17 protein-coding genes are annotated in these 18640 nt (G+C 74.5%); 7 read left to right on the top strand and 10 right to left on the bottom strand.

Annotated features, from left to right (window positions below):
• Positions 1 to 27 precede the first annotated feature (27 nt).
• Positions 28 to 978: a phosphotransferase enzyme family protein gene (locus AC1VM9_RS09080; protein ID WP_481341468.1), complete on the top strand. Its 951-nt coding sequence runs from the start codon at positions 28 to 30 to the stop codon at positions 976 to 978.
• Here AC1VM9_RS09080 and AC1VM9_RS09075 read toward each other — a convergent pair.
• The gene (locus AC1VM9_RS09075) at positions 971 to 2713 is read right to left on the bottom strand and encodes an FG-GAP repeat domain-containing protein (RefSeq protein ID WP_483122375.1); all 1743 of its coding nucleotides are present in this window, start codon (positions 2711 to 2713) and stop codon (positions 971 to 973) included. The genes AC1VM9_RS09080 and AC1VM9_RS09075 overlap by 8 nt on opposite strands.
• Positions 2714 to 2832: 119 nt before the next feature.
• Between AC1VM9_RS09075 and AC1VM9_RS09070 the strand changes: the two genes are divergently transcribed.
• Genes AC1VM9_RS09070 through AC1VM9_RS09060 form a run of 3 tightly spaced genes read left to right on the top strand, consistent with a single transcriptional unit; the run spans position 2833 to position 4176 of the window.
• Positions 2833 to 3288, top strand: coding sequence for a helix-turn-helix transcriptional regulator (locus tag AC1VM9_RS09070; protein ID WP_481345549.1), 456 nt, complete (start codon positions 2833 to 2835; stop codon positions 3286 to 3288).
• 10 nt (positions 3289 to 3298) lie between these two features.
• Positions 3299 to 3709: a VOC family protein gene (locus AC1VM9_RS09065; protein ID WP_481341465.1), complete on the top strand. Its 411-nt coding sequence runs from the start codon at positions 3299 to 3301 to the stop codon at positions 3707 to 3709.
• On the top strand, positions 3706 to 4176 hold the full coding sequence (locus AC1VM9_RS09060; RefSeq protein ID WP_483123986.1) for a pyridoxamine 5'-phosphate oxidase family protein: 471 nt from the start codon (positions 3706 to 3708) through the stop codon (positions 4174 to 4176). Before AC1VM9_RS09065 ends, AC1VM9_RS09060 begins: the two co-directional genes overlap by 4 nt.
• A gap of 136 nt (positions 4177 to 4312) precedes the next feature.
• Here the strand turns inward: AC1VM9_RS09060 and cobA are convergent, their stop codons facing one another.
• The 7 genes from cobA to AC1VM9_RS09025 form a co-directional block, all read right to left on the bottom strand.
• Positions 4313 to 5566 carry a uroporphyrinogen-III C-methyltransferase gene (gene cobA / locus AC1VM9_RS09055; protein ID WP_483123984.1) on the bottom strand — a complete coding sequence of 418 codons (1254 nt, stop codon included), beginning with the start codon at positions 5564 to 5566 and terminating at the stop codon, positions 4313 to 4315.
• Between the two features lie 19 nt (positions 5567 to 5585).
• On the bottom strand, positions 5586 to 6929 hold the full coding sequence (locus AC1VM9_RS09050; RefSeq protein ID WP_481345550.1) for a sulfate adenylyltransferase subunit 1: 1344 nt from the start codon (positions 6927 to 6929) through the stop codon (positions 5586 to 5588).
• Positions 6929 to 7885, bottom strand: coding sequence for a sulfate adenylyltransferase subunit CysD (gene cysD, locus AC1VM9_RS09045; RefSeq protein ID WP_483122374.1), 957 nt, complete (start codon positions 7883 to 7885; stop codon positions 6929 to 6931). The genes AC1VM9_RS09050 and cysD overlap by 1 nt, the downstream gene beginning before the upstream one ends.
• Positions 7882 to 8631 (bottom strand): phosphoadenylyl-sulfate reductase, encoded by a 750-nt coding sequence (locus AC1VM9_RS09040; protein ID WP_481345552.1) that lies wholly within the window; start codon positions 8629 to 8631, stop codon positions 7882 to 7884. The genes cysD and AC1VM9_RS09040 overlap by 4 nt, the downstream gene beginning before the upstream one ends.
• Entirely contained in the window at positions 8628 to 10367 is a 1740-nt protein-coding gene (locus AC1VM9_RS09035; RefSeq protein WP_483122373.1) for a nitrite/sulfite reductase, read from the bottom strand. The genes AC1VM9_RS09040 and AC1VM9_RS09035 overlap by 4 nt, the downstream gene beginning before the upstream one ends.
• 137 nt (positions 10368 to 10504) lie before the next feature.
• On the bottom strand, positions 10505 to 12211 hold the full coding sequence (locus AC1VM9_RS09030) for a 5-oxoprolinase subunit B/C family protein (RefSeq protein WP_483122372.1): 1707 nt from the start codon (positions 12209 to 12211) through the stop codon (positions 10505 to 10507).
• 3 nt (positions 12212 to 12214) lie between these two features.
• Positions 12215 to 12973, bottom strand: coding sequence for a LamB/YcsF family protein (locus tag AC1VM9_RS09025; protein WP_481343285.1), 759 nt, complete (start codon positions 12971 to 12973; stop codon positions 12215 to 12217).
• A 369-nt stretch (positions 12974 to 13342) separates the two neighbouring features.
• On the opposite strand from AC1VM9_RS09025, the gene AC1VM9_RS09020 reads away from it, so the two are divergent.
• A complete protein-coding gene (locus AC1VM9_RS09020; RefSeq protein ID WP_483122371.1) occupies positions 13343 to 15043 on the top strand; it encodes a sigma-70 family RNA polymerase sigma factor in 1701 nt (566 codons plus the stop codon).
• A gap of 33 nt (positions 15044 to 15076) precedes the next feature.
• Here the strand turns inward: AC1VM9_RS09020 and AC1VM9_RS09015 are convergent, their stop codons facing one another.
• Entirely contained in the window at positions 15077 to 16468 is a 1392-nt protein-coding gene (locus AC1VM9_RS09015; RefSeq protein WP_483122370.1) for a 6-phospho-beta-glucosidase, read from the bottom strand.
• 56 nt (positions 16469 to 16524) lie between these two features.
• On the opposite strand from AC1VM9_RS09015, the gene AC1VM9_RS09010 reads away from it, so the two are divergent.
• Together AC1VM9_RS09010 and AC1VM9_RS09005 are read left to right on the top strand one after the other, a co-directional pair.
• Entirely contained in the window at positions 16525 to 17643 is a 1119-nt protein-coding gene (locus tag AC1VM9_RS09010) for a carbohydrate kinase family protein (RefSeq protein ID WP_481343281.1), read from the top strand.
• A 198-nt stretch (positions 17644 to 17841) separates the two neighbouring features.
• A complete protein-coding gene (locus AC1VM9_RS09005) occupies positions 17842 to 18174 on the top strand; it encodes a cupin domain-containing protein (RefSeq protein WP_481343280.1) in 333 nt (110 codons plus the stop codon).
• An 18-nt stretch (positions 18175 to 18192) separates the two neighbouring features.
• On the opposite strand, the gene AC1VM9_RS09000 is transcribed toward AC1VM9_RS09005, so the two are convergent.
• Entirely contained in the window at positions 18193 to 18627 is a 435-nt protein-coding gene (locus AC1VM9_RS09000; protein ID WP_481343279.1) for a VOC family protein, read from the bottom strand.
• Between the last annotated feature and the right edge of the window lie 13 nt (positions 18628 to 18640).

Below are 18640 nucleotides of genomic sequence, written 5' to 3'. Positions count from 1 at the left end.
ACCAGCCTGCGGCACAGGGGGATCGCCATGATCGAGGGCTCCGAGGGTGACGCCATCGCGGCAGCGTTCGGGCTCGCGCGTGCTGGCGAGCCCGTCACCCTGAACGGCCCGGTGGCCCGGGGACGGCTCGGCCGCGTCTGGCGGCTCGACGCCGGGGCGCGCTCGTTCGCCGTCAAGGAGTGGTACGCCGCGCCCAGGCTCAACGACGTCGGTCGGGACGCCGAGTTCGTCGACGCCGCAAGGGCACTCGGCGTCCGCACACCCGAGGTGCTGCGCACCACGGACGGTCGGGTGGCCGCCGAGGTGGCGGGCACCGTGGTGCGTGTCTTCGAGTGGGTCGGCCTGCGTCCGAGGACGCGCTCGCTCGACCCGGGCGCGGTCGGGCGGACCGTCGCGCTCCTGCATCGGGCGGCACGGCGCACCGAGGACCCGGTGGACAACTGGTTCGCCACCGGAGCCGGTGAGCAGAGCTGGCGCGACCTCGCCCGACGCGTCGCCGACGCGGGCGCCCCGTTCGCCGGTGAGCTGCACGCGCTCCTCGACGACCTCGTCGCCGTCGAGCGGGTCATCGAGCCGCACGAGGCGCCACGGGTCTGCCACCGGGACCTCTGGGCCGACAACGTGCTCGCGACGACCGACGGCGACGTCTGCGTCATCGACTTCGAGAACCTCGGCCCGGCCGACCCGAGCCAGGAGCTGGCCATGGTGCTGTTCGAGTTCGGCGCCGACGACCCGACCCGGGCCCGCCTGCTGCACGACGCCTACCGCGCGGCCGGTGGCCCCGGCAGGGTCACGCGTCGGGGCCACTTCTCGATGCTCGTGGCCGAGCAGGCGCACATCGGACAGCTGGCGTGCTCGCGGTGGGTCGGGGCCGGTGAAGGGCCCGAGCGCGACCGCCTCGCAGCGTGGTTCCTCGAGATCCCCGAGGACCCCGTGACCCTCGCCCGGATCGACCGGATCCTCGCCGCCGTCAGCTGATCGACGTGGTGAGCGGGTGGCCGGCGTTGGTCAGGCTGCGGCTCGTGAACCCGCCGCGGCCGTTGCCCGGGTAGAGCCAGAGCCGTCCCGCGGTGTCGAGTGCGAGCAGGTCGGCACTGCCGTCGCGGTCGAGGTCACGCCCGGTGAGCAGCGTGCGCATCGGTCCCCAACCGGTGCCGACCCGCACCGGCGCGGCCAGGCCACCGTTGCCCTTGCCGGCGTAGAACCACAGGGTGCCGTCGGGCCGGACGACGTGGAGGTCGGCGAGCCCGTCGCCGTTCGCGTCACCGAGCGTCACGATGAGCCGCGCAGAGCGGAAGGCACTCGTGGCAACGACCTTGCCCGCGGCCAGGCCCTGCCTACCGCGGCCGGCGTAGAACACGAGCTCGCCGGTGGAACGCCGCGCGAAGAGGTCGGCCGAGCGGTCGCCGGTGAAGTCGCCGCCGGCGACGAGCAGGTTCATCGCGTTCCAGCCGCTCGCGCCGATCCGGACCCGGTTGCGCACGAACGGGTAGAGCCAGAGAGCTCCCTTCGAGTCGCGGGCCAGGAGGTCGTCGCGCCCGTCGTCGTCGAGGTCCCCGGCGAGCGAGATCATGCTCATCGACCGGGTCGGCAGGTACGACGTGCTCAGGGGTTCGCCGAAGGAGAAGGAGCCGGGCCGGCCCCGGTTCAGCCAGAGGTCGGGCATCCCCGGCCAGAACTCCCCCAGGTCTCGCAGCGCGTCGTTGCCGAGCAGGGACACGAGCGCAGGAACGCCCGGGACGGTGAGCTTCGACGACCAGAACGTCTGCGACAGGTAGCCCGGGCTCGAGCAACGCGTCCGCACCTGCAGCGTCGTTCCGCGCTCCATCGTGTGGACGTAGTGGTACTGCCCCGTCTCGCCGTAGAGGGCCGCGCCGTCGCGGTACCACTGGTGGTCGCACGTCAGCTCGGGGACGACGGTCGGGTCGCCCGGGTACCAGGAGGTCGGTCGCACCTCGACGGCGAGCGTCTGGCCGGAGGCGCCGGAGCCCGTGGCGGCGTAGGCCGCCTTCACCACGCCCACCGGTGGCGTCGGTGCAGCCGCCCACGTGCTGCCGGCCCCGGTGGCTGCCTGGTGCGAAACCACCGCGACGCCGAGCGTCTGACCTTCATCTGCCGCGACCCGGGCGTGCACCCAGGGGTCGACGCCGGGGTCGGCGGGGATCGGAGTGCCCGACCGCGACCACTGGTACGAGACCGAGACCGTGCCGAGCTCCGCGTCGAAGGTGGCGGGCAGCTGCGGCGAGTACCAGACGAACCGGCGGTCGGTGGCGTCGTACTGCAAGCCACCGACCAGCCATCGGGTGGCGACCACGGGCGCGCTGTTCTCGGTCTCGGTGGCCCCGCCCGGGGCGGTGGCCGTGATGCTGAGACCGATCGTGCGCCCGAACTTGGCCCGTCCGATGGGCGTCTGGGCGACGTTCGCGGTGGTGGTGGTTCGGGCCAGCTCGCCCGTCTCGTCCGACCACACGTAGGTGTACGACGTGCCCGCCGGGGTGTCGGGCTGCGGGACGACCGCCCCCGTCGCCTGCGCGTCGAGAACGACGTACAGCTTGACGCTGGAGATGAGGTCGGCGGTGTCCGCGGCATCGGCGACCGGGGCGGGCACCACCAGGGCGAGGACGGCGGCCACCATCGCGGCGCGGCGCCACCGGATGCGCCGTTGCGTCCCGCCGGCGCGGTGGTGGGCAGGGCGCGGTGCGGACGAGCTCATGTGGTTCCCCTGTCGGACGAGCCAGCTTCGGCACCGGCGGTTCGCACTCTAGGACCAGGCGGACTGCTCCGGGGCGGTACAGCCCCGACGCGTCGGCGCCGAGATGCGAGGATCGGTCCGTGACCAGGGGTTCGGGAGCACGGACGGACGACGAGCAGCGGCGACGCGACCTCGCGCTGCTGCGACGCGTACGGGACCGCATCGACCGCGAGTACGCGCAGCCGCTCGACGTCGAGGCGCTGGCCCGCGGGGTCAACGTGTCGGCCGGCCACCTGAGCCGCCAGTTCAAGCTGGCCTACGGCGAGTCGCCGTACCAGTACCTCATGACGCGCCGCATCGAGCGGGCCATGGCGCTGCTGCGCCGCGGCGACCTCAGCGTGACCGAGGTGTGCTTCGAGGTCGGCTGCTCCTCGCTCGGCACGTTCAGCACCCGGTTCACCGAGCTCGTCGGGGTCCCACCGAGCGTCTACCGGCAGGAGCAGGCAGGCGCCACTGACGGCCTCGTCCCGTGCGTCGCCAAGCAGGTGACGCGACCGGTCAGGAATCGAGAAGCATCCGCGTCGCCGCGGGCCTAGCGTGGGCGCCATGGACCTCAGCATTCACTCGAGCTTCCTCCCACAGGACGACCCCGACGCCGCCATCGCCTTCTACCGCGACGCGCTCGGCTTCGAGGTGCGCATGGACGTCGGTCACGCCGGCATGCGGTGGATCACCGTCGGCCCGCCCGGCCAGCCCGGCACGTCGGTCGTGCTCTACCCGCCCGAGGCGACGCCCGGCCTCACCGACGACGAGCGGCGCACCATCGGCGACATGATGGCCAAGGGCACCTACGGCTCGCTCCTGCTCGCCACGCCCGACCTCGACGAGGCGTTCGCGAAGATCGAGGCGACCGGTGCCGAGGTCGTGCAGGAGCCGACCGACCAGCCCTACGGCGTTCGCGACTCGGCCTTCCGCGACCCGGCGGGCAACCTCGTCCGGATCCAGGAGCGACGCTGAGCGCGCCGGAGTCGGCGGCGCCCGCCCGGGACCGGGCCACGCGCGTCGCCGACACCCGTCGCCGGCTCGAGCAGGACGTCGACCTCTGGGTCGCCACGGCCGACGCCGGTGGTGGCGTGCCGGGGCTCGTGCCGCTGTCCTTCGACTGGGACGGCACCGAGATCATGGTCGTGACGCCGGTCGGCTCCCCGTGCGGGCGCAACCTGCGCGAGACCGGCCGGGCCCGCCTGGGAATCGGGGAGTTCCGCGACGTCGTCATGGTCGACGCGTCGGCCCGCGAGGTGTCGACCGACGACGTCCCCGAGGAGCAGTGGCAGCGGTACATCGTCCGCACCGACTGGGACCCGCGCACCGAGCGACCGGACTACGCGGTGTACCTCCTGCGCCCGGAGCGCGTCCAGGCCTGGCGCGAGGCGAACGAGATCCCCGGTCGCACCCTGATGCGCGACGGCGTCTGGCTGGCCTGACCGGAGGGTCCCGAGCGGGAGCGATGACGGACCTTCGCCGGTCCGACGCGGCCGGTCCGTGCTCAGCAGGTGGGTGCCGGCGCGCGAAGCTCCGTCATCGGTCCCGGTACGGTCCGGGGAAGGTGTGCCTGACGCGTCAGGCGGGCTCGCCGGCCCACGCGGGTGCGAGTCGCACGACGTCCCCGACGACGACGACTGCGGGCGCCTCGACGCCGACCTCGGCGGCCCGCGCGGCGATCGTCGCGACCGTGCCGACGGTGACGCGCTGGTCGGGCGCGAACCCGCGCTCGACGACGGCCACGGGGCACTCGGGCGAACGGCCGTGGGCCGCAAGGAGATCCATGGTACGAGCCAAGTTGGTCACGCCCATGAGGAGCACGAGCGTGTGGTCGCCACCGGTCGGCAGGACGGGGACGTCGTCGTGGCCGGTGACGACGGTGAAGCCGCGGGCGACACCCCGGTGGGTCACCGGGATCCCGGCGGCCGCGGGGACGGACACCGCCGACGTGACGCCCGGGACCACCTCGACGGGGATGCCGGCGGCCTCGCACGCGGCGCGCTCCTCACCGCCGCGGCCCAGCACGTACGGGTCGCCGCCCTTGAGCCGCACGACGCCGAGGCCGCGCTGCGCCTCCTCGACGAGCACGTCGTTGATCCGCGACTGCGGCACCGGGTGGTGGCCGGGCGTCTTGCCGACGTCGATGACGCGCACCGACGCGGGCAGCCGGTCGACGACACCACGCGGCGCGAGACGGTCGAGCACGACGACGTCGGCCGACGCGAGCAGCTCGTACCCGCGGGCCGTGAGGAGCCCGTCGACGCCGGGGCCACCGCCGACCAGCGCGACCCAGCCGAGGCGTCCGTGCGTGCGGGTGCGGCGAAGGTCGAGGCGCCCGGTGGCGAGCGCCTGCTCGACGCCGTCGCGGACGGTCACGGCCAAGCCCGGGTCACCGGCCGCGTAGGCCGACACCGTGACCCGACCGTCGGGAGTGGTGACGTCGGTACGGGCCGCGACGCTGGCCGTCGTGCCCGCGGCGTCGGTGGCATCGACGCACCACAGGCGCAGGGCCTCGGCGTCGGCGGCGACCTCGCGGTCGACGGACGGCTCGCCCGTCGCGGTGTGGACGAGCCAGGCGCCGTCGAGGTCGGCCGGTCCGGCGTAGTCACGCTCGACCCACTCGACGCGGCCCGACGCCGCGGCACCGGCGGCGGACACGGCGCGAGCGCGAACGAGGTCCCGCAGGTCCTCGCAGACCCACGGGGCGACGACGCGCACGACCGCGCCCTCGTCGAGGAAGGCGCGGACGCGTCGGGCCGCGACCGGACCACCGCCGACGGCCACGACGAGCCGGCCGGTGAGGTCGAGGACGACCGGCAACGCGGACTTCACCGACGCCACGGCCCGGGCCTCAGATGTCCCAGTCCTCGTCGCCCTCGGGCGACGACGGCGCCTCCGGCGCGGTGGGCAGGGTCGCGCCGACCATGCCCGCGGCGAGCGTCCGGCCGTCGTGCGCGTCGATGAGCAGGAAGGCTCCGCTGCGACGTGACACGGCGTACGGCTCTACCGGCAGCGGCTGCGACACGCGTAGCGTGACCAGGCCGATGTCGTTGAGCGACAAGGACTCTGCCGGCACGGCGTGCAGGTCGTCGAGGTCGAGGGCACCGTCGATGCCACGCACCGCGGTCTGGACCGTCCGCGAGCCGTGCTTGAGGAGCAGCCGCTGACCGGGGCGCAGCGGCGCGTCGCCGAGCCAGCAGACGACAGCCTCGATGTCCTGCGTCGGCTCGGGGGCGTCCGCTGCGGCGGCGATGACGTCACCTCGGGAGATGTCGATCTCGTCGGCGAGGCGCAGGGTCACCGACTGCGGCGCGAAGGCCTCCTCGAGGGAGCGGTCACCGAGGTCGATGCCGACGACGGTCGTGCGGCGGCCGGACGGCAGCGCGACGACCTCGTCGCCCACGCGGACGACGCCCGAGGCCACCTGACCGGCGTAGCCGCGGTAGTCGCGGTGCGCGGCGTCGAGGGCCGCGCCCTGCGGGCGGATGACGAGCTGCACCGGCAGGCGGAACGACTCGTGGGCGGGGTCGTCGGACGGCGGGAGCGCCTCGAGCAGCTCGAGAAGGCTGGGGCCGCCGTACCAGTCGGTGCGGGCCGAGCGGTCGACGACGTTGTCGCCGTCGAGCGCGCTCACCGGGATCGTCGTCACCTCCTCGACGCCGAGCTCGCGGGCGACGGCGCGCACCTGCGCGTCGACCCGCTCGTAGACCTCCTGGGAGAAGTCGACGAGGTCGATCTTGTTGACCGCAACGACGACGTGCGGGACGCGCAGCAGCGCCGTGACGGCGAGGTGCCGACGCGTCTGCTCGAGGACGCCCTTGCGGGCGTCGACGAGGAGGACGACGACGTCGGCGGTCGAGCTGCCGGTCACGGTGTTGCGCGTGTACTGCACGTGCCCGGGGCAGTCGGCGAGGACGAAGGAGCGGCTCGCCGTCGCGAAGTAGCGGTAGGCGACGTCGATGGTGATGCCCTGCTCGCGCTCGGCGCGCAGGCCGTCGGTGAGGAGGGCGAGGTCGGCGGCGGTGAGGCCGCGGTCACGCGACACCCGCTCGACGGCGGCCAGCTGGTCGGACAGCACCGACTTCGTGTCGTGCAGGAGGCGGCCGACGAGCGTCGACTTGCCGTCGTCGACGGAGCCCGCGGTCGCGAGGCGGAGCAGGGTCCCTGCGGTCGTGGGGGCGGTGGCGGTGGCCATCAGAAGTAGCCCTCCTTCTTGCGGTCCTCCATGGCGGCCTCGGAGATCCGGTCGTCGGCGCGCGTGGCACCGCGCTCGGTCAGGGTCGAGGCGGCCACCTCGACGACGATCTCCGCGTTCGTTGCGGCCGGCGACTCGACGGCACCGGTGCACGACATGTCACCGACGGTCCGGTACCGCACGAGGCGCGTCTCGACGGTCTCGTCCTCGCGCGGCTGGCTGTACGGACCGACGGCGAGCCACATGCCGTCGCGGTGGAACACCTCGCGCTCGTGCGCGTAGTAGAGCGGCGCGAGCGGGATGTCCTCGCGCTCGATGTAGCGCCAGATGTCGACCTCGGTCCAGTTGCTGATCGGGAAGACGCGCACGTGCTCGCCGGGGCGGTGCCGCGGGTTGAAGAGGTTCCACAGCTCGGGGCGCTGGTTCTTCGGGTCCCACTGGCCGAACTCGTCACGGAGGGAGACGATCCGCTCCTTGGCGCGGGCCTTCTCCTCGTCGCGCCGGCCGCCGCCGAAGACGCCGTCGAAGCGGTGCTCGTTGATGGCGTCGAGCAGCGGGAGGGTCTGGAGCGGGTTGCGGGTGCCGTCTGCCCGCTCGCGCAGGCGGCCGTCGTCGATGTAGTCCTGGACGCTGGCGACGACGAGCCGCAGGCCGAGCCGCGCCACCGTCTCGTCACGGTAGGCGAGCACCTCGGGGAAGTTGTGTCCGGTGTCGACGTGCAGCACCGGGAACGGGATCGGCGCCGGCCAGAAGGCCTTGGCCGCGAGGTGCAGCATGACGACGGAGTCCTTGCCGCCGGAGAAGAGCAGCGCCGGACGCTCGAGCTCGGCGGCCATCTCGCGAATGACGAGGATCGACTCGGCCTCGAGCGCGTCGAGGTGGCCGAGGCGGCGCTCCGACGCGTCCGGCGAGGCGGGCGTCACGGCATCGGTCTGGGTGTCGAGGGTCGTCGTCATGTGTGGAGTCCGCACTCGGTCTTGGTGAAGCCGGCCCAGCGGCCGGCGCGGGGGTCCTCGCCGGGCTCGACCCGGCGGGTGCACGGTTCGCAGCCGATGGACAGGTAGCCGTCTGACAGGAGCGAGTTGACCTCGACCTGGTTGTCGACCGCGTAGGTCTGCAGCTCGTCGAAGGTCCAGGCGGCGAGCGGGTTGATCTTGACGAGCCCGTTCTTGTCGTCCCACGTGACGAGCGGCGTGTTCGTGCGTGTCGGTGCCTCGTCGCGGCGGACGCCGGTCACCCACGCCTCGTAGGTCGGCAGCGTGCGGGCGAGCGGCTCGACCTTGCGCATCTGGCAGCACAGGGCCGGGTCGCGCTCGTAGAGGCGGGCGCCGTACTTCTCGTCCTGCTCGGCGACGGTGAGCTCGGGCGTGACGTTGACGAGCGTGATCGGCAGGTCCTCGGCGACGATGTCACGCGTGACGAGGGTGTCGGAGAAGTGGTAGCCGGTGTCGAGGAACAGCACGTCGACGCCGGGCGCGAACCGCGAGATGACATGCGGCAGAACGGCATCGGCCATCGAGCAGGCCACCGCGAGGGATCCCTCGAAGTGGAAGGCGGCCCAGGCCGCGACCTCGTCGGCGGTCGGCTCGCGCTCCGGGTCGGCACCGAGCGTCGCGTTGAAGTCGTCGACGATCGCCTTGAGCTCGGCCTCGGAACGACGCCGGCGCGGCACCTTCGGGGTGGCGAGGGGGACGGCGGTCACTGGAGGGCTCCTTCCTCGGCGCGGTGCGCCCACGCGGCGAAGGTCTCGCCGGCGGCACGCTGGGCCACGTAGGTGCGCACGACCCGCTCGACGTAGTCGGGCAGCTCGGTGGACGGGACCTTGAGACCGCGCACGGTGCGCCCGAGGCCCGGCTCGTCGCGGTCGGCTGAGGCCAGGCCGCCGCCGAGGTGCACCTGGAAGCCCGGCACCTGCACCGGGCCGTCCGGGCCGTCGACGGTGATGATCTGGCCCTTGAGCCCGATGTCGGCCGTCTGGATGCGGGCGCACGAGTTCGGGCAGCCGTTGACGTTGAGCAGGATCGGCGTGTCGAGCGAGCCGTCGGCGACGAGGTCGGCCAGGCGCGTCTCGAGGGCGGTGATCGCGGCCGCCGCGGTGTCCTTGGTGTCGACGATCGCCAGCTTGCAGAACTCGATGCCGGTGCAGGCCATCGTCGTGCGGCGGAAGGGGCTCGGCCGGGCGCTGAGGCCGAGGCCCTCGAGGCCGGCCACGAGGGTCTCGACGCCGTCCTCGGGCACGTCGAGGACGACGAGCTTCTGGTGGGCCGTGAGGCGGACGCGACCGGCGCCGACCGACTCGACGAGGTCGGCGAGGCCGGTGAGCGTGTGGCCGCCGACGCGTCCGACGACGGGGGCGGCGCCGACGTAGAAGCGGCCGTCCTTCTGCGCGTGGACGCCGACGTGGTCGCCGGCCCCTGTGGCGGGCGCGGGCGCCGGTCCGTCGGGCAGCGCGTACCCGAGGTACTCGGTCTCGAGGACCTCGCGGAACTTCGCCGGACCCCACTCGGCGAGAAGGAACTTCAGGCGCGCCTTGTTGCGCAGGCGCCGGAACCCGTAGTCGCGGAAGATCGAGACGACGCCGTACCAGACGTCGGCCGCCTGCTCCTCGCGGACGAAGACGCCGAGGCGCTCGGCGAGGCGCGGCGTCGTCGAGAGGGCGCCACCGACCCAGAGGTCGTAGCCGGGCCCGAGCTCGGGGTGCACGACGCCGACGAGCGACACGTCGTTGATCTCGTGGACCACGTCGAGGCTGGGGTGCCCGGTGATGGCGGTCTTGAACTTGCGGGGCAGGTTGGCGAGCTCGGGGTCACCGATGTAGCGGCGCTTGATCTCGAGGATGACCGGCGTCGGGTCGATGATCTCGTCGGCGGCGATGCCGGCCACCGGGCTGCCGAGGAAGCCACGGGGGGTGTCGCCGCAGGCGGTCGTCGTCTCGAGCCCGACCGTCTCGAGGCGCCGCCAGATCTCGGGCATGCTCTCGACGTCGATCCAGTGGTACTGGATGTTCTGCCGGTCGGTGATGTCAGCGCTGCCTCGCGCGAAGTCCTCGGAGATGCCGCCGAGGACCCGGAGGGCCGCGGGGTCCAGGGCCTGGCCGTCGGTGCGGACCCGGAGCATGAAGTAGCGGTCCGACAGCTCGTCGTCGCTCAGCTGGGCCGTGCGGCCGCCGTCGATCCCCGGCTTGCGCTGGGTGTACAGGCCCCACCAGCGGAACCGGCCGGTGAGGTCCTGCGGCGGGATCGAGTCGAAGCCCTCACGGGCGTAGATCGTCTCGATGCGCTCGCGGACCGCGAGGCCGCCCTCCTCCTGCTTCCACACCTCGTTGGCGTTGAGCGGTGCCGGGCCGTCGACCTTCCACTGGCCGTTGGAACGGTCGCCGCGGGGCGGGCGGGCAGCCGGACGGGCGGCGGGCCCGGTCGACGTGTCGGTGACGGTCATGTAATCGAATGTATAACCACCGATTATTCGACGTCAGGGCCGGTCCAGAATCCGGCCCATTCCCACCGGCCGCGTGGGAATGCGGGACGCGGAAGCCCTTGCCGCACGCCGCCTGCCGCCTGCCGCCGTGAGCACCGTCAGCGCCGGGCCCAGCGCAGCCGGACACGGTCGCCCGGACGGAGCTGGGCCGCCCGGTCCAGGTCACGACGCGTCACGACCGCGACGACAGGGTAGCCGCCGGTGACCGGGTGGTCGCAGAGGAAGACCACGGGCTGACCACCGGGCGGCACCTGGACCGCACCCGCCACCATGGGCTCGCTCGGCAGCTCGGCCTCGGCGAGGGCGTCGACCCGCCGGACCGGGTGCCCCTCGAGGCGCAGCCCGACGCGGTTGCTGCGCGAGGACACGGTGAAGGTCACCTCCGGCAGGTCGCCGAGCTCGCACCAGTCGACGCGGGGGCCCGGCGTCACCTCGAGGAGCGCCTCGACACCGGTGGGCGCGAGACCCTGCGGCGCCTCGTCGACGACGGGGAACAGGGCCGGCGCCGGGCCGACCGGCAGGACGTCGCCCGGGGCCACCGGCGCGGGACCGAGCCCGGAGAGCGTGTCGCTCGAGCGCGAACCGAGGACGGGGGCGACGTCCAGGCCGCCGCGCACGGCGAGGTACGTGCGCAGCCCGGCCGACGGCGTCGCGACCTCGAGCACCTGTCCGTCGGCGAGCCGCACCGGCGCGGCGAACCCGACCGTCCGTCCGTCGACCGTCGCAGCCGCCGGCGCGCCGGTCAGCGCGACGAGGAGGTCGCCGCGGGCGCGCACCGCCAGTCCCCCGAGCAGCACCTCGAGCGAGGCCGGCTCACCCGGCGAGGCCGGCGCACCCGGAGACGCCCTCGACGTGGGGTCCGGGTCGTCGACCGCGTGACCGACGAGACGGACGCCGAGCAGGTAGGCGCTGCGGTCGGCCGCGCCGGACCGGCCGACGCCGACGTCCCCGAAGCCGGGACGGCCCAGGTCCTCGACGAGCACGAGCGGCCCCGTGGCGCGCACCTCGAGGGCGCGCCCACGGTCCTCCGCGACCGCGCCTGCTCGGGGTGAGGTGGCTGAGGGGGAGGCGCCTGACGTGGAGTCGGCTGGGTGGGAGGGGGCGGCGGGCGGGGCGTCCGACGCGTCGAGGAACCGGACGGTCGTGCCCGGGCGCAGGAGCGCGGGCGGGTCACGGTCGGGGTCCCAGAGCACGGCGTCGGTCCTGCCGACCAGCTGCCAGCCGCCGGGGGAGTCCTGCGGGTAGACGCCGCTGAACTCACCGGCCAGACCGACGGACCCGGCCGGTACGCGAGGTCGCGGCTCGGACCGCCGCGGCACCCGCAGGCGCGGGTCGCCGCCGACGAGGTAGGCGAAGCCGGGCGCGAAGCCGCCGAAGCCGACCCGCCACGGGGTGCCGGTGTGCGCGCGCACGACCTCCTCGCGGGTCAGGCCCGTCAGCTCGGCCACCTCGTCGAGGTCCGGGCCGTCGTAGACGACCGGGAGGTCGACCACGCCGCCCGCGTCCGACGCGCCCGCCGCGTCCGACGCGCCCGCCGCGTCCGACCCGTCCCGGCGCTCGTCCGCGTCGACGTCGAGCGACCCCGCGAGGTCGAGGCAGGCCCGCCGTACCGCGTCCAGACGCGGGGCATGGGCCCGGACGAGCACCGTCCGCGCGGCCGCGACGACCTCCCGCACGCCGTGCCACGGCCCCTTGCCACCCTGGACGAGGATGCGGGCCCGGTCGCGCAGGGCGACCGCCTCGGCGGTCCTGCTCACCTCGACGAGGACGGCGTCCTCGCCCATCGGCAGCAGCCGGGCCCGCACGCGTCAGCCCGCGAAGGGGCGGATCTCGACGCCGGCCGCCTCGAGCGCGGCCCGGACGCGGCGCGCCATGACGACGGCCCCGTGGGTGTCGCCGTGGAAGCACACCGACGAGGCCGCGACCTCGATGTCGCGCCCGTCGACCGCGGTGACGACCCCTTCGAGCACGAGCCTCAGCACCCGTTCGGCGACCGCCTCCGGGTCGTGCAGGACGGCGCCCGGCTCGGTCCGCTGGAGCAGCCGGCCGTCGGGGGTGTACGCGCGGTCGGCGAAGGCCTCGGTGACGACGGGCAGCCCCGCCTCGGCGGCGAGGTCGAGCAGGACGCTGCCGGGCAGGCCGAGCAGCGGCAGGGTGGGGTCGTACGCCGCGACCGCCTCGACGACGGCCGCCGCCTGGGCCTCGTGGTGCACGACGGCGTTGTAGAGCGCCCCGTGGGGCTTGACGTAGGCGACACGCGTGCCGGCGACGCGGGCCATCGCCTCGAGCGCACCGAGCTGGTACAGCACGTCGGCGGCGAGGTCCTCGGGCGCGACGTCGAGGAACCGGCGCCCGAACCCGGCGAGGTCGCGGTACCCGACCTGCGCGCCGACCACGACGCCACGCTGCACGGCCTGGCGGCACGTCGTGCGGAGCGTCAGCGGGTCGCCGGCATGGAACCCGCAGGCGACGTTGGCGCTCGTGACGACGTCGAGCACGGCGGGGTCGTCGCCGAGGGTCCACGCGCCGAACGACTCCCCGACGTCGGCGTTGAGGTCGATCCGCATGCCACCGATCCTGCCCGATCCGGCACGGTTCGTGGACCGCTCGCGGGGATCCGCCCGCACCGCGGCGAACGGGGTGCGGGTGCTCCCCTCCCCTCCTGGGGAGCACCCGCCCGTCCACGGTCGAGGCCCCGTCGGCGCCCGACCGCGCGGTGAGCCCGGGCGCAGTCCCCCAGCGCCACGGGCTCACACCGGGAGGGACGCCGCACCTGCGGGACCATGTCGCGAAACACCGTGAACGGCCCGAATCGGTCGCGGCCTCTGGTCAAGGTCGGCGAACCGCGACATGATCCGGTCCCTCGGGCGTCTTCCCACCTGGGCCCTCGGACGAGCGGCGGCCCCGGAGACGCGGGACAGGGAGCGGCGCAGGACGTGGCAGGACCTCAGGAGGAGCACCGCGAGGAGCCGACCGACGCCGTGCTCGTCGACCGGGTCCGGGCCGGTGACGACGCCGCGTACGAGGCACTGTGGCGCCGGCACGTCGACGCGGCCCGGCAGCTCGCCGGCCGCGTCGCGGGCCCGAGCGACGCCGACGACCTCGCCAGCGAGGCCTTCACCCGGACCCTCCGGGCCATCCGGTCCGGCGGTGGGCCCGACGCCGCGTTCCGGCCCTACCTGCTGAGCACCGTGCGTCGCCTCGCCATCGACCTCGGCCGCCGCTACCGGGCGCGCGTCGTCCTGAGCGGGGAGGAGCAGGACCTCGACGCCCCGGACGAGCCCTCCGCCGAGGAGCTGGCCGTCGGCGCCGCCGACCGTGACGCCGTCTGGGCCGCATGGCAGTCACTCCCGGGCGAGGCCCGCGACCTGTTGTGGCGCCTCGTCGTGCACGAGCAGCGCCCGGCCGAGCTCGCGCCCGTGCTCGGCACGACCGCGAACGGCGTCGCCAGCCGGGGCAAACGGGCCCGCGAGCGCCTGCGCCAGGCCTACCTCGGTGAGCTCCTGGTGCGGGCCCCCGAGGGCGAGTGCCGTGCCGTGCGACGCCTGCTCGGCGGGTACGTCCGCGACGGGCTGTCGGCCCGCGACCGTGCCCGGGTCGATGACCACCTCGACACGTGCGAGCGCTGCCGGGCGGCGGTCGTCGGGCTCGTCGACGTCAACGAGACGATCCGTTCGGGCGTCGGTCCGCTCCTGCTGCCGGGTGTCTTCGGCGCCGCCGGTGTCGTCGGTGCCACCGGTCGAGGCGCCGCCGGTTCGGGAACGGGGGCCGCCGGGGGCGCCGCCTCCGGCGCCGCCGGGGCTGGGACTCTCGCCGCCCAGCACGGGGTCGAGGGCCGGCCGGCGGCCGCGCCGTCGGCGTCCGACGCGTCGGAGGCCTCGGGCACCCGACGCGTCGACCTGCCCCTCGCCCTCGTCGGGGGCGCGGCAGCGGTGGTCGTGGCCGGCCTCCTGGCCGTGCTCGGGCTGCTCGGACGCGGCACGCCGCCGGCCCCGATGGCCGCAGGGGTCCGGCCGCCGGCGTCGGCCTCACCCCCGGTCGCCGACTCGGCCACGCGGGCGTTCCCCGGCATCGTCCTCGGCGTTCCCGGCCCCCGGGCCGGGCGCACGGCGGCCGCGGCAGCCGTCGAGACCATCAGCGAGGCCGAGCTGCTGGTGGGCTCGCGGGGAGCCGTCGTCGACGCGTCGAGGCTCGCCCTCGCGACGCGGCCGGCACGCCAGCCGCGGGGCACGACGACCGGCCCGACGATCCCGACGTCTCCGCCGACGACGCGTCCGGGACCGGGGACCCTGTCGACGACCCCGTCGACGACCCCGGCGACGGCCCCGCCACCCACGACCGTGGTCGCCGGCGTGACCGTGGTGCTGACGTTCGAGCCGAGCGCCGATCGCGGGTACCGGGCCTCGATCGTGGCGCCCACCGGCTGGCTGGTCACCTCCGTGCGCGACCTCCACGGTGGGCGTCCGTTCGAGCACGTGTCCAGCCCGGTGAGCACCTTCGACCACACCCTGCGTCCGGGACTGCTCGTCGTGGAGGTGACGCCCCAGCCAGGTGCCGCGCCCGCGACACTGCTCGTCTCGTTCACCGAACGCAACGGCGTTCTCCTGCCGGGCTCGGGCACCTACCGACTGCCCTGAGAGCCGACGGCAGCGGACGAGAACGGGCGGCGGTCAGCGCAGCGCGTCGTAGAAGCGGGGAAGCCGGCGGCGGTAGCCGTCGAGCAGCTGCCACGCCACGGTGACGGAGTCGACGAGCGGGTGCAGCGCGAACGCCTCGACGGCGAGCCGCGCCGACCCCTCGCGAGCGGCCCGCACGACGAGCTCGTCGACGGCCTTGACCTGCTGGGCCAGGCCGAGCGCCGACCCGGCCAGCGGCGTCACGGGCAGCGGCCGCGGGCCGGACGCGTCGACGGCGCAGGGCACCTCGACGACGGCGTCCTCGGGCAGGCCGGGCAGCGTCGTGCCGTTGCGGACGTTGAGGATGAGCCGGGCCGGCTCGTCGCGGGCGATCGCCGCCATGAGCGCGAGGGCCACGCCCTCGTAGCCGCCGCCCTCGACGTCGGATTCGTCGCGCTCGTCGCCGTCCTCGGTGCGGGTCTCCTGCATGTACGTGGCGTTGCGCTCGCGTCGAACGGCATCCCAGACGGCGAACGGGTCCACCGACTCGCTTGCCGCCGTGTAGAACTGCGCCTGCTGACGGACGAGGTACTCGCCGCGCGTCTCGGTCGCGGCCGTGATCAGCGCGACGGCGTCGCGGGTGAAGTAGTAGTACCAGAGGTACTCGTTGGGCAGGGCCCCGAGCGTCTGGAGCCAGTCGACGCCGAAGAGGTGGCCCTCCTCGATGCCGCCGAGGCGCGCCGGGTCGGCGAGGAGGTCGGGCAGCACGTCACGCCCGTCGACACGCAGGCCGGCGAGCCAGCCGAGGTGGTTGAGGCCGGCGTAGTCGATCTCGACGTCGTCGAGCCGGTGCCCGAGCGCCCCCGCGGCACGCTTGGCGAGGCCGAGCGGGGAGTCGCAGATGCCGACGACGCGCTCGCCGAGCACCTGCTGCATGGCCTGGGTGACCAGGCCGGCGGGGTTGGTGAAGTTGATGACCCAGGCGTCCGGCGCGAGGCGGGCCACGCGCTGGGCGACGTCGACCGCGACCGGCACGGTCCGCAGCCCGTAGCCGACGCCGCCCGGACCGGTGGTCTCCTGGCCGAGCAGCCCGAGGTCGAGGGCGATGCGCTCGTCGGCGGTGCGCCCCTCGAGCCCGCCGACCCGGATCGCCGAGAACACGAAGTCGGCGCCGTCGAGCGCGGCGTCGAGGTCGGTGGTCGCCCGGACGGTCGGCGGGGGCGCGCCCTCGGACGCGCCGGACCCGCCGGACGCAGCGGTGACGCCCGCGCGGCCCCGCGCCTGGGCGTCGAGGACGCGGCGCACGACGTCGAGGCGCGAGGCGTCGGTGTCGTGCAGGACGACCTCGGTGACGCGTCGGGACGCGTCGGCCGTGCGGTCGCCGAGGAGCGCGCCGTGGACGAGCGGGACGCGGAAGCCCCCGCCACCGAGCACGACCAGCCTCATCGCGTCCTCACCGAACCGACGCTAACAGGGTCGCCGTGGATGGCAGCATGGTTCCGATGCCGACGAGCTCCGCCTTCGACCCGCTCGCCGCCCGGCGCGCCGCCACCGGGCCGGACGTCGACGTCTTCGTCTGGGGGACGGTCTTCCTCGACATGATCTTCGCCGGCCTGCCGACGGCGCCCGCGCCGGGCACCGAGGTGTGGGCCGAGGGGCTCGCGTCGTGTCCCGGCGGCATCGCCAACCTCGCGGTCGCGACCCGTCGGCTCGGCCTGCGCACGTCGCTGGCCGCCGCCTTCAGCGACGACGACTACGGCGACTTCTGCTGGCGCACCCTCGAGGAGCAGGAGGGCATCGACCTGTCGCGCAGCCGGCGGTTCGCCGACTGGCACAGCCCGGTCACGGTGTCGATGTCGATGGACCGCGACCGCAGCATGGTCTCGCACGGCCACCCCTCGCCCGTGCCCGCGAGCGAGCTCATCGGCACCCCGCCGCGGACGCGCGCCGTCATGGTCGACCTCGCCGAGGACGAGGCGTTCGGCGCGGCGAGCACGTGGGTCGACCGGGCCCGCGCCGACGGCGCGCTCGTGTTCGCCGACGTCGGCTGGGACTCCAAGGAGCGCTGGTCGCCCGAGGTGCTCGAGCGGCTGGGCCGGTGCGACGTCTTCATGCCCAACGCCGTCGAGGCGATGGCCTACACCGGCACCCGGTCGACCGTCGAGGCCCTCTACGCGCTCGCCGACCGCGTGCAGGTCGCGGTGGTCACCGACGGGGCCAACGGGGCCGTCGGCATCGACCAGCGCACCGGCGAGGAGGCGCGCGTGCCGTCGCTGCGCGTCGAGGAGGTGGACCCGACCGGCGCCGGCGACGTCTTCGGCGCGGCCCTGCTCGTCGGGACGCTCGCGGAGTGGCCGCTCGAGCAGCGGATGCTGTTCGCGACGCTGTGCGCGGGCCTCGCGCTGCAGCAGTACGGCGGCTCGCTCGCGGCCCCGGGCTGGGGCGACCTCGCCGACTGGTGGACCGCCCTGGCCGCCGACGCGACCGACGACGCGTACCACCGGTCGCTGCGGCGCCGGTACGGCTTCCTCGACGACATCGTGCCGCGGGTGCCGACGATGGCCTGCCGCCGGGCGACCGCGACGATCGCCCGCCGCGCCGACGTCCACGACCTCGACTGACGCCGGCCCCCGTTCCCCGTCCGTGCACCGGTTCCACGCCGGTGCCTCGGTGCATTCTCCGGAAGCGGTGCACCCTCGACGCAGGAGTGCACGCTTCCCGCAGGGGTGCAGCTCGCAACGCACATCGCTGGAGGATGCGCGCCCCTCTGGGGAAGGCGGACCGTCGACGCCAGGGCGCAGCGGTGACAGGGTGTGCCCATGGAGAAGTCGTCGCTGACCGCCCTCGCCCGGGAGCTGCTCGAACGCGCCGCCCAGGCCTCCAACGGCCGCAGCGCCGACACGGTCTACGGCGGCCACGAGCACGTGCTGCGCCAGACCGTCATCGCCCTGACGGCCGGGCAGTCGCTGGCCGAACACGAGAACCCCGGCGAGGCCACGGTGCACGTCCTGCGCGGACGCGTGCGCCTCAGCACCGACGGAGCCGCGTGGGAGGGGGCGCCCGGTGACCTGCTCGTCGTTCCGGACGCGCGGCACTCGCTCGAGGCGCTCGAGGACTCCGCGGTGCTCCTGACCGTGGCCAAGGTCGGCTGAGGCCGACGGCCCCCGAGGTCAGTCCAGGCAGAACTCGTTGCCCTCGACGTCCTGCATGACCTGGCACGACTCGTTGAAGCCGTCCGCGACGAGCAGCTGCACCCGCGAGGCCCCGAGGGCCTCGAGCCGCACCGCCTCGGCCTCGAGCGCGTCGAGGCGCTCCTGCCCGACGAGACCGGTGCCGACGCGCACGTCGAGGTGCACCCGGTTCTTGACGACCTTGCCCTCGGGGACCTTCTGGAAGAACAGCCGCGGGCCCACGCCCGTGGGGTCCTGGACGGCGAACGCCGACCCCTGCCGCTCGGGCGGCAGCGACCGGTCGAACGCGTCCCACGAGTCGAACCCCGGCGGCGGGTCCGGCACGACGTAGCCGAGCACCTCGCACCAGAACCGGCCCACGCGCTCGGGGTCCGCGCAGTCGAAGGTCACCTGCACCTGCCTCACCGATGCCATGGCCCCACCCTAG

The organism is Monashia sp. HAY1-11D (assembly GCF_056868035.1).
The sequence above is the reverse complement of the archived record's forward strand: the minus strand, read 5'-3'. Positions and strand labels throughout refer to the sequence as shown.

What these genes read in the sequence shown, in the direction of transcription:
- AC1VM9_RS09080 (WP_481341468.1), top strand. Translation starts at nt 28, where the DNA reads ATGATCGAGGGCTCCGAGGGTGACGCCATCGCGGCAGCGTTCGGGCTC.
- AC1VM9_RS09075 (WP_483122375.1), bottom strand. Translation starts at nt 2,713, where the DNA reads ATGAGCTCGTCCGCACCGCGCCCTGCCCACCACCGCGCCGGCGGGACG.
- AC1VM9_RS09065 (WP_481341465.1), top strand. Translation starts at nt 3,299, where the DNA reads ATGGACCTCAGCATTCACTCGAGCTTCCTCCCACAGGACGACCCCGAC.
- AC1VM9_RS09050 (WP_481345550.1), bottom strand. Translation starts at nt 6,929, where the DNA reads ATGGCCACCGCCACCGCCCCCACGACCGCAGGGACCCTGCTCCGCCTC.
- cysD (WP_483122374.1), bottom strand. Translation starts at nt 7,885, where the DNA reads ATGACGACGACCCTCGACACCCAGACCGATGCCGTGACGCCCGCCTCG.
- AC1VM9_RS09035 (WP_483122373.1), bottom strand. Translation starts at nt 10,367, where the DNA reads ATGACCGTCACCGACACGTCGACCGGGCCCGCCGCCCGTCCGGCTGCC.
- AC1VM9_RS09025 (WP_481343285.1), bottom strand. Translation starts at nt 12,973, where the DNA reads ATGCGGATCGACCTCAACGCCGACGTCGGGGAGTCGTTCGGCGCGTGG.
- AC1VM9_RS09015 (WP_483122370.1), bottom strand. Translation starts at nt 16,468, where the DNA reads ATGAGGCTGGTCGTGCTCGGTGGCGGGGGCTTCCGCGTCCCGCTCGTC.
- AC1VM9_RS09010 (WP_481343281.1), top strand. Translation starts at nt 16,525, where the DNA reads ATGCCGACGAGCTCCGCCTTCGACCCGCTCGCCGCCCGGCGCGCCGCC.
- AC1VM9_RS09005 (WP_481343280.1), top strand. Translation starts at nt 17,842, where the DNA reads ATGGAGAAGTCGTCGCTGACCGCCCTCGCCCGGGAGCTGCTCGAACGC.
- AC1VM9_RS09000 (WP_481343279.1), bottom strand. Translation starts at nt 18,627, where the DNA reads ATGGCATCGGTGAGGCAGGTGCAGGTGACCTTCGACTGCGCGGACCCC.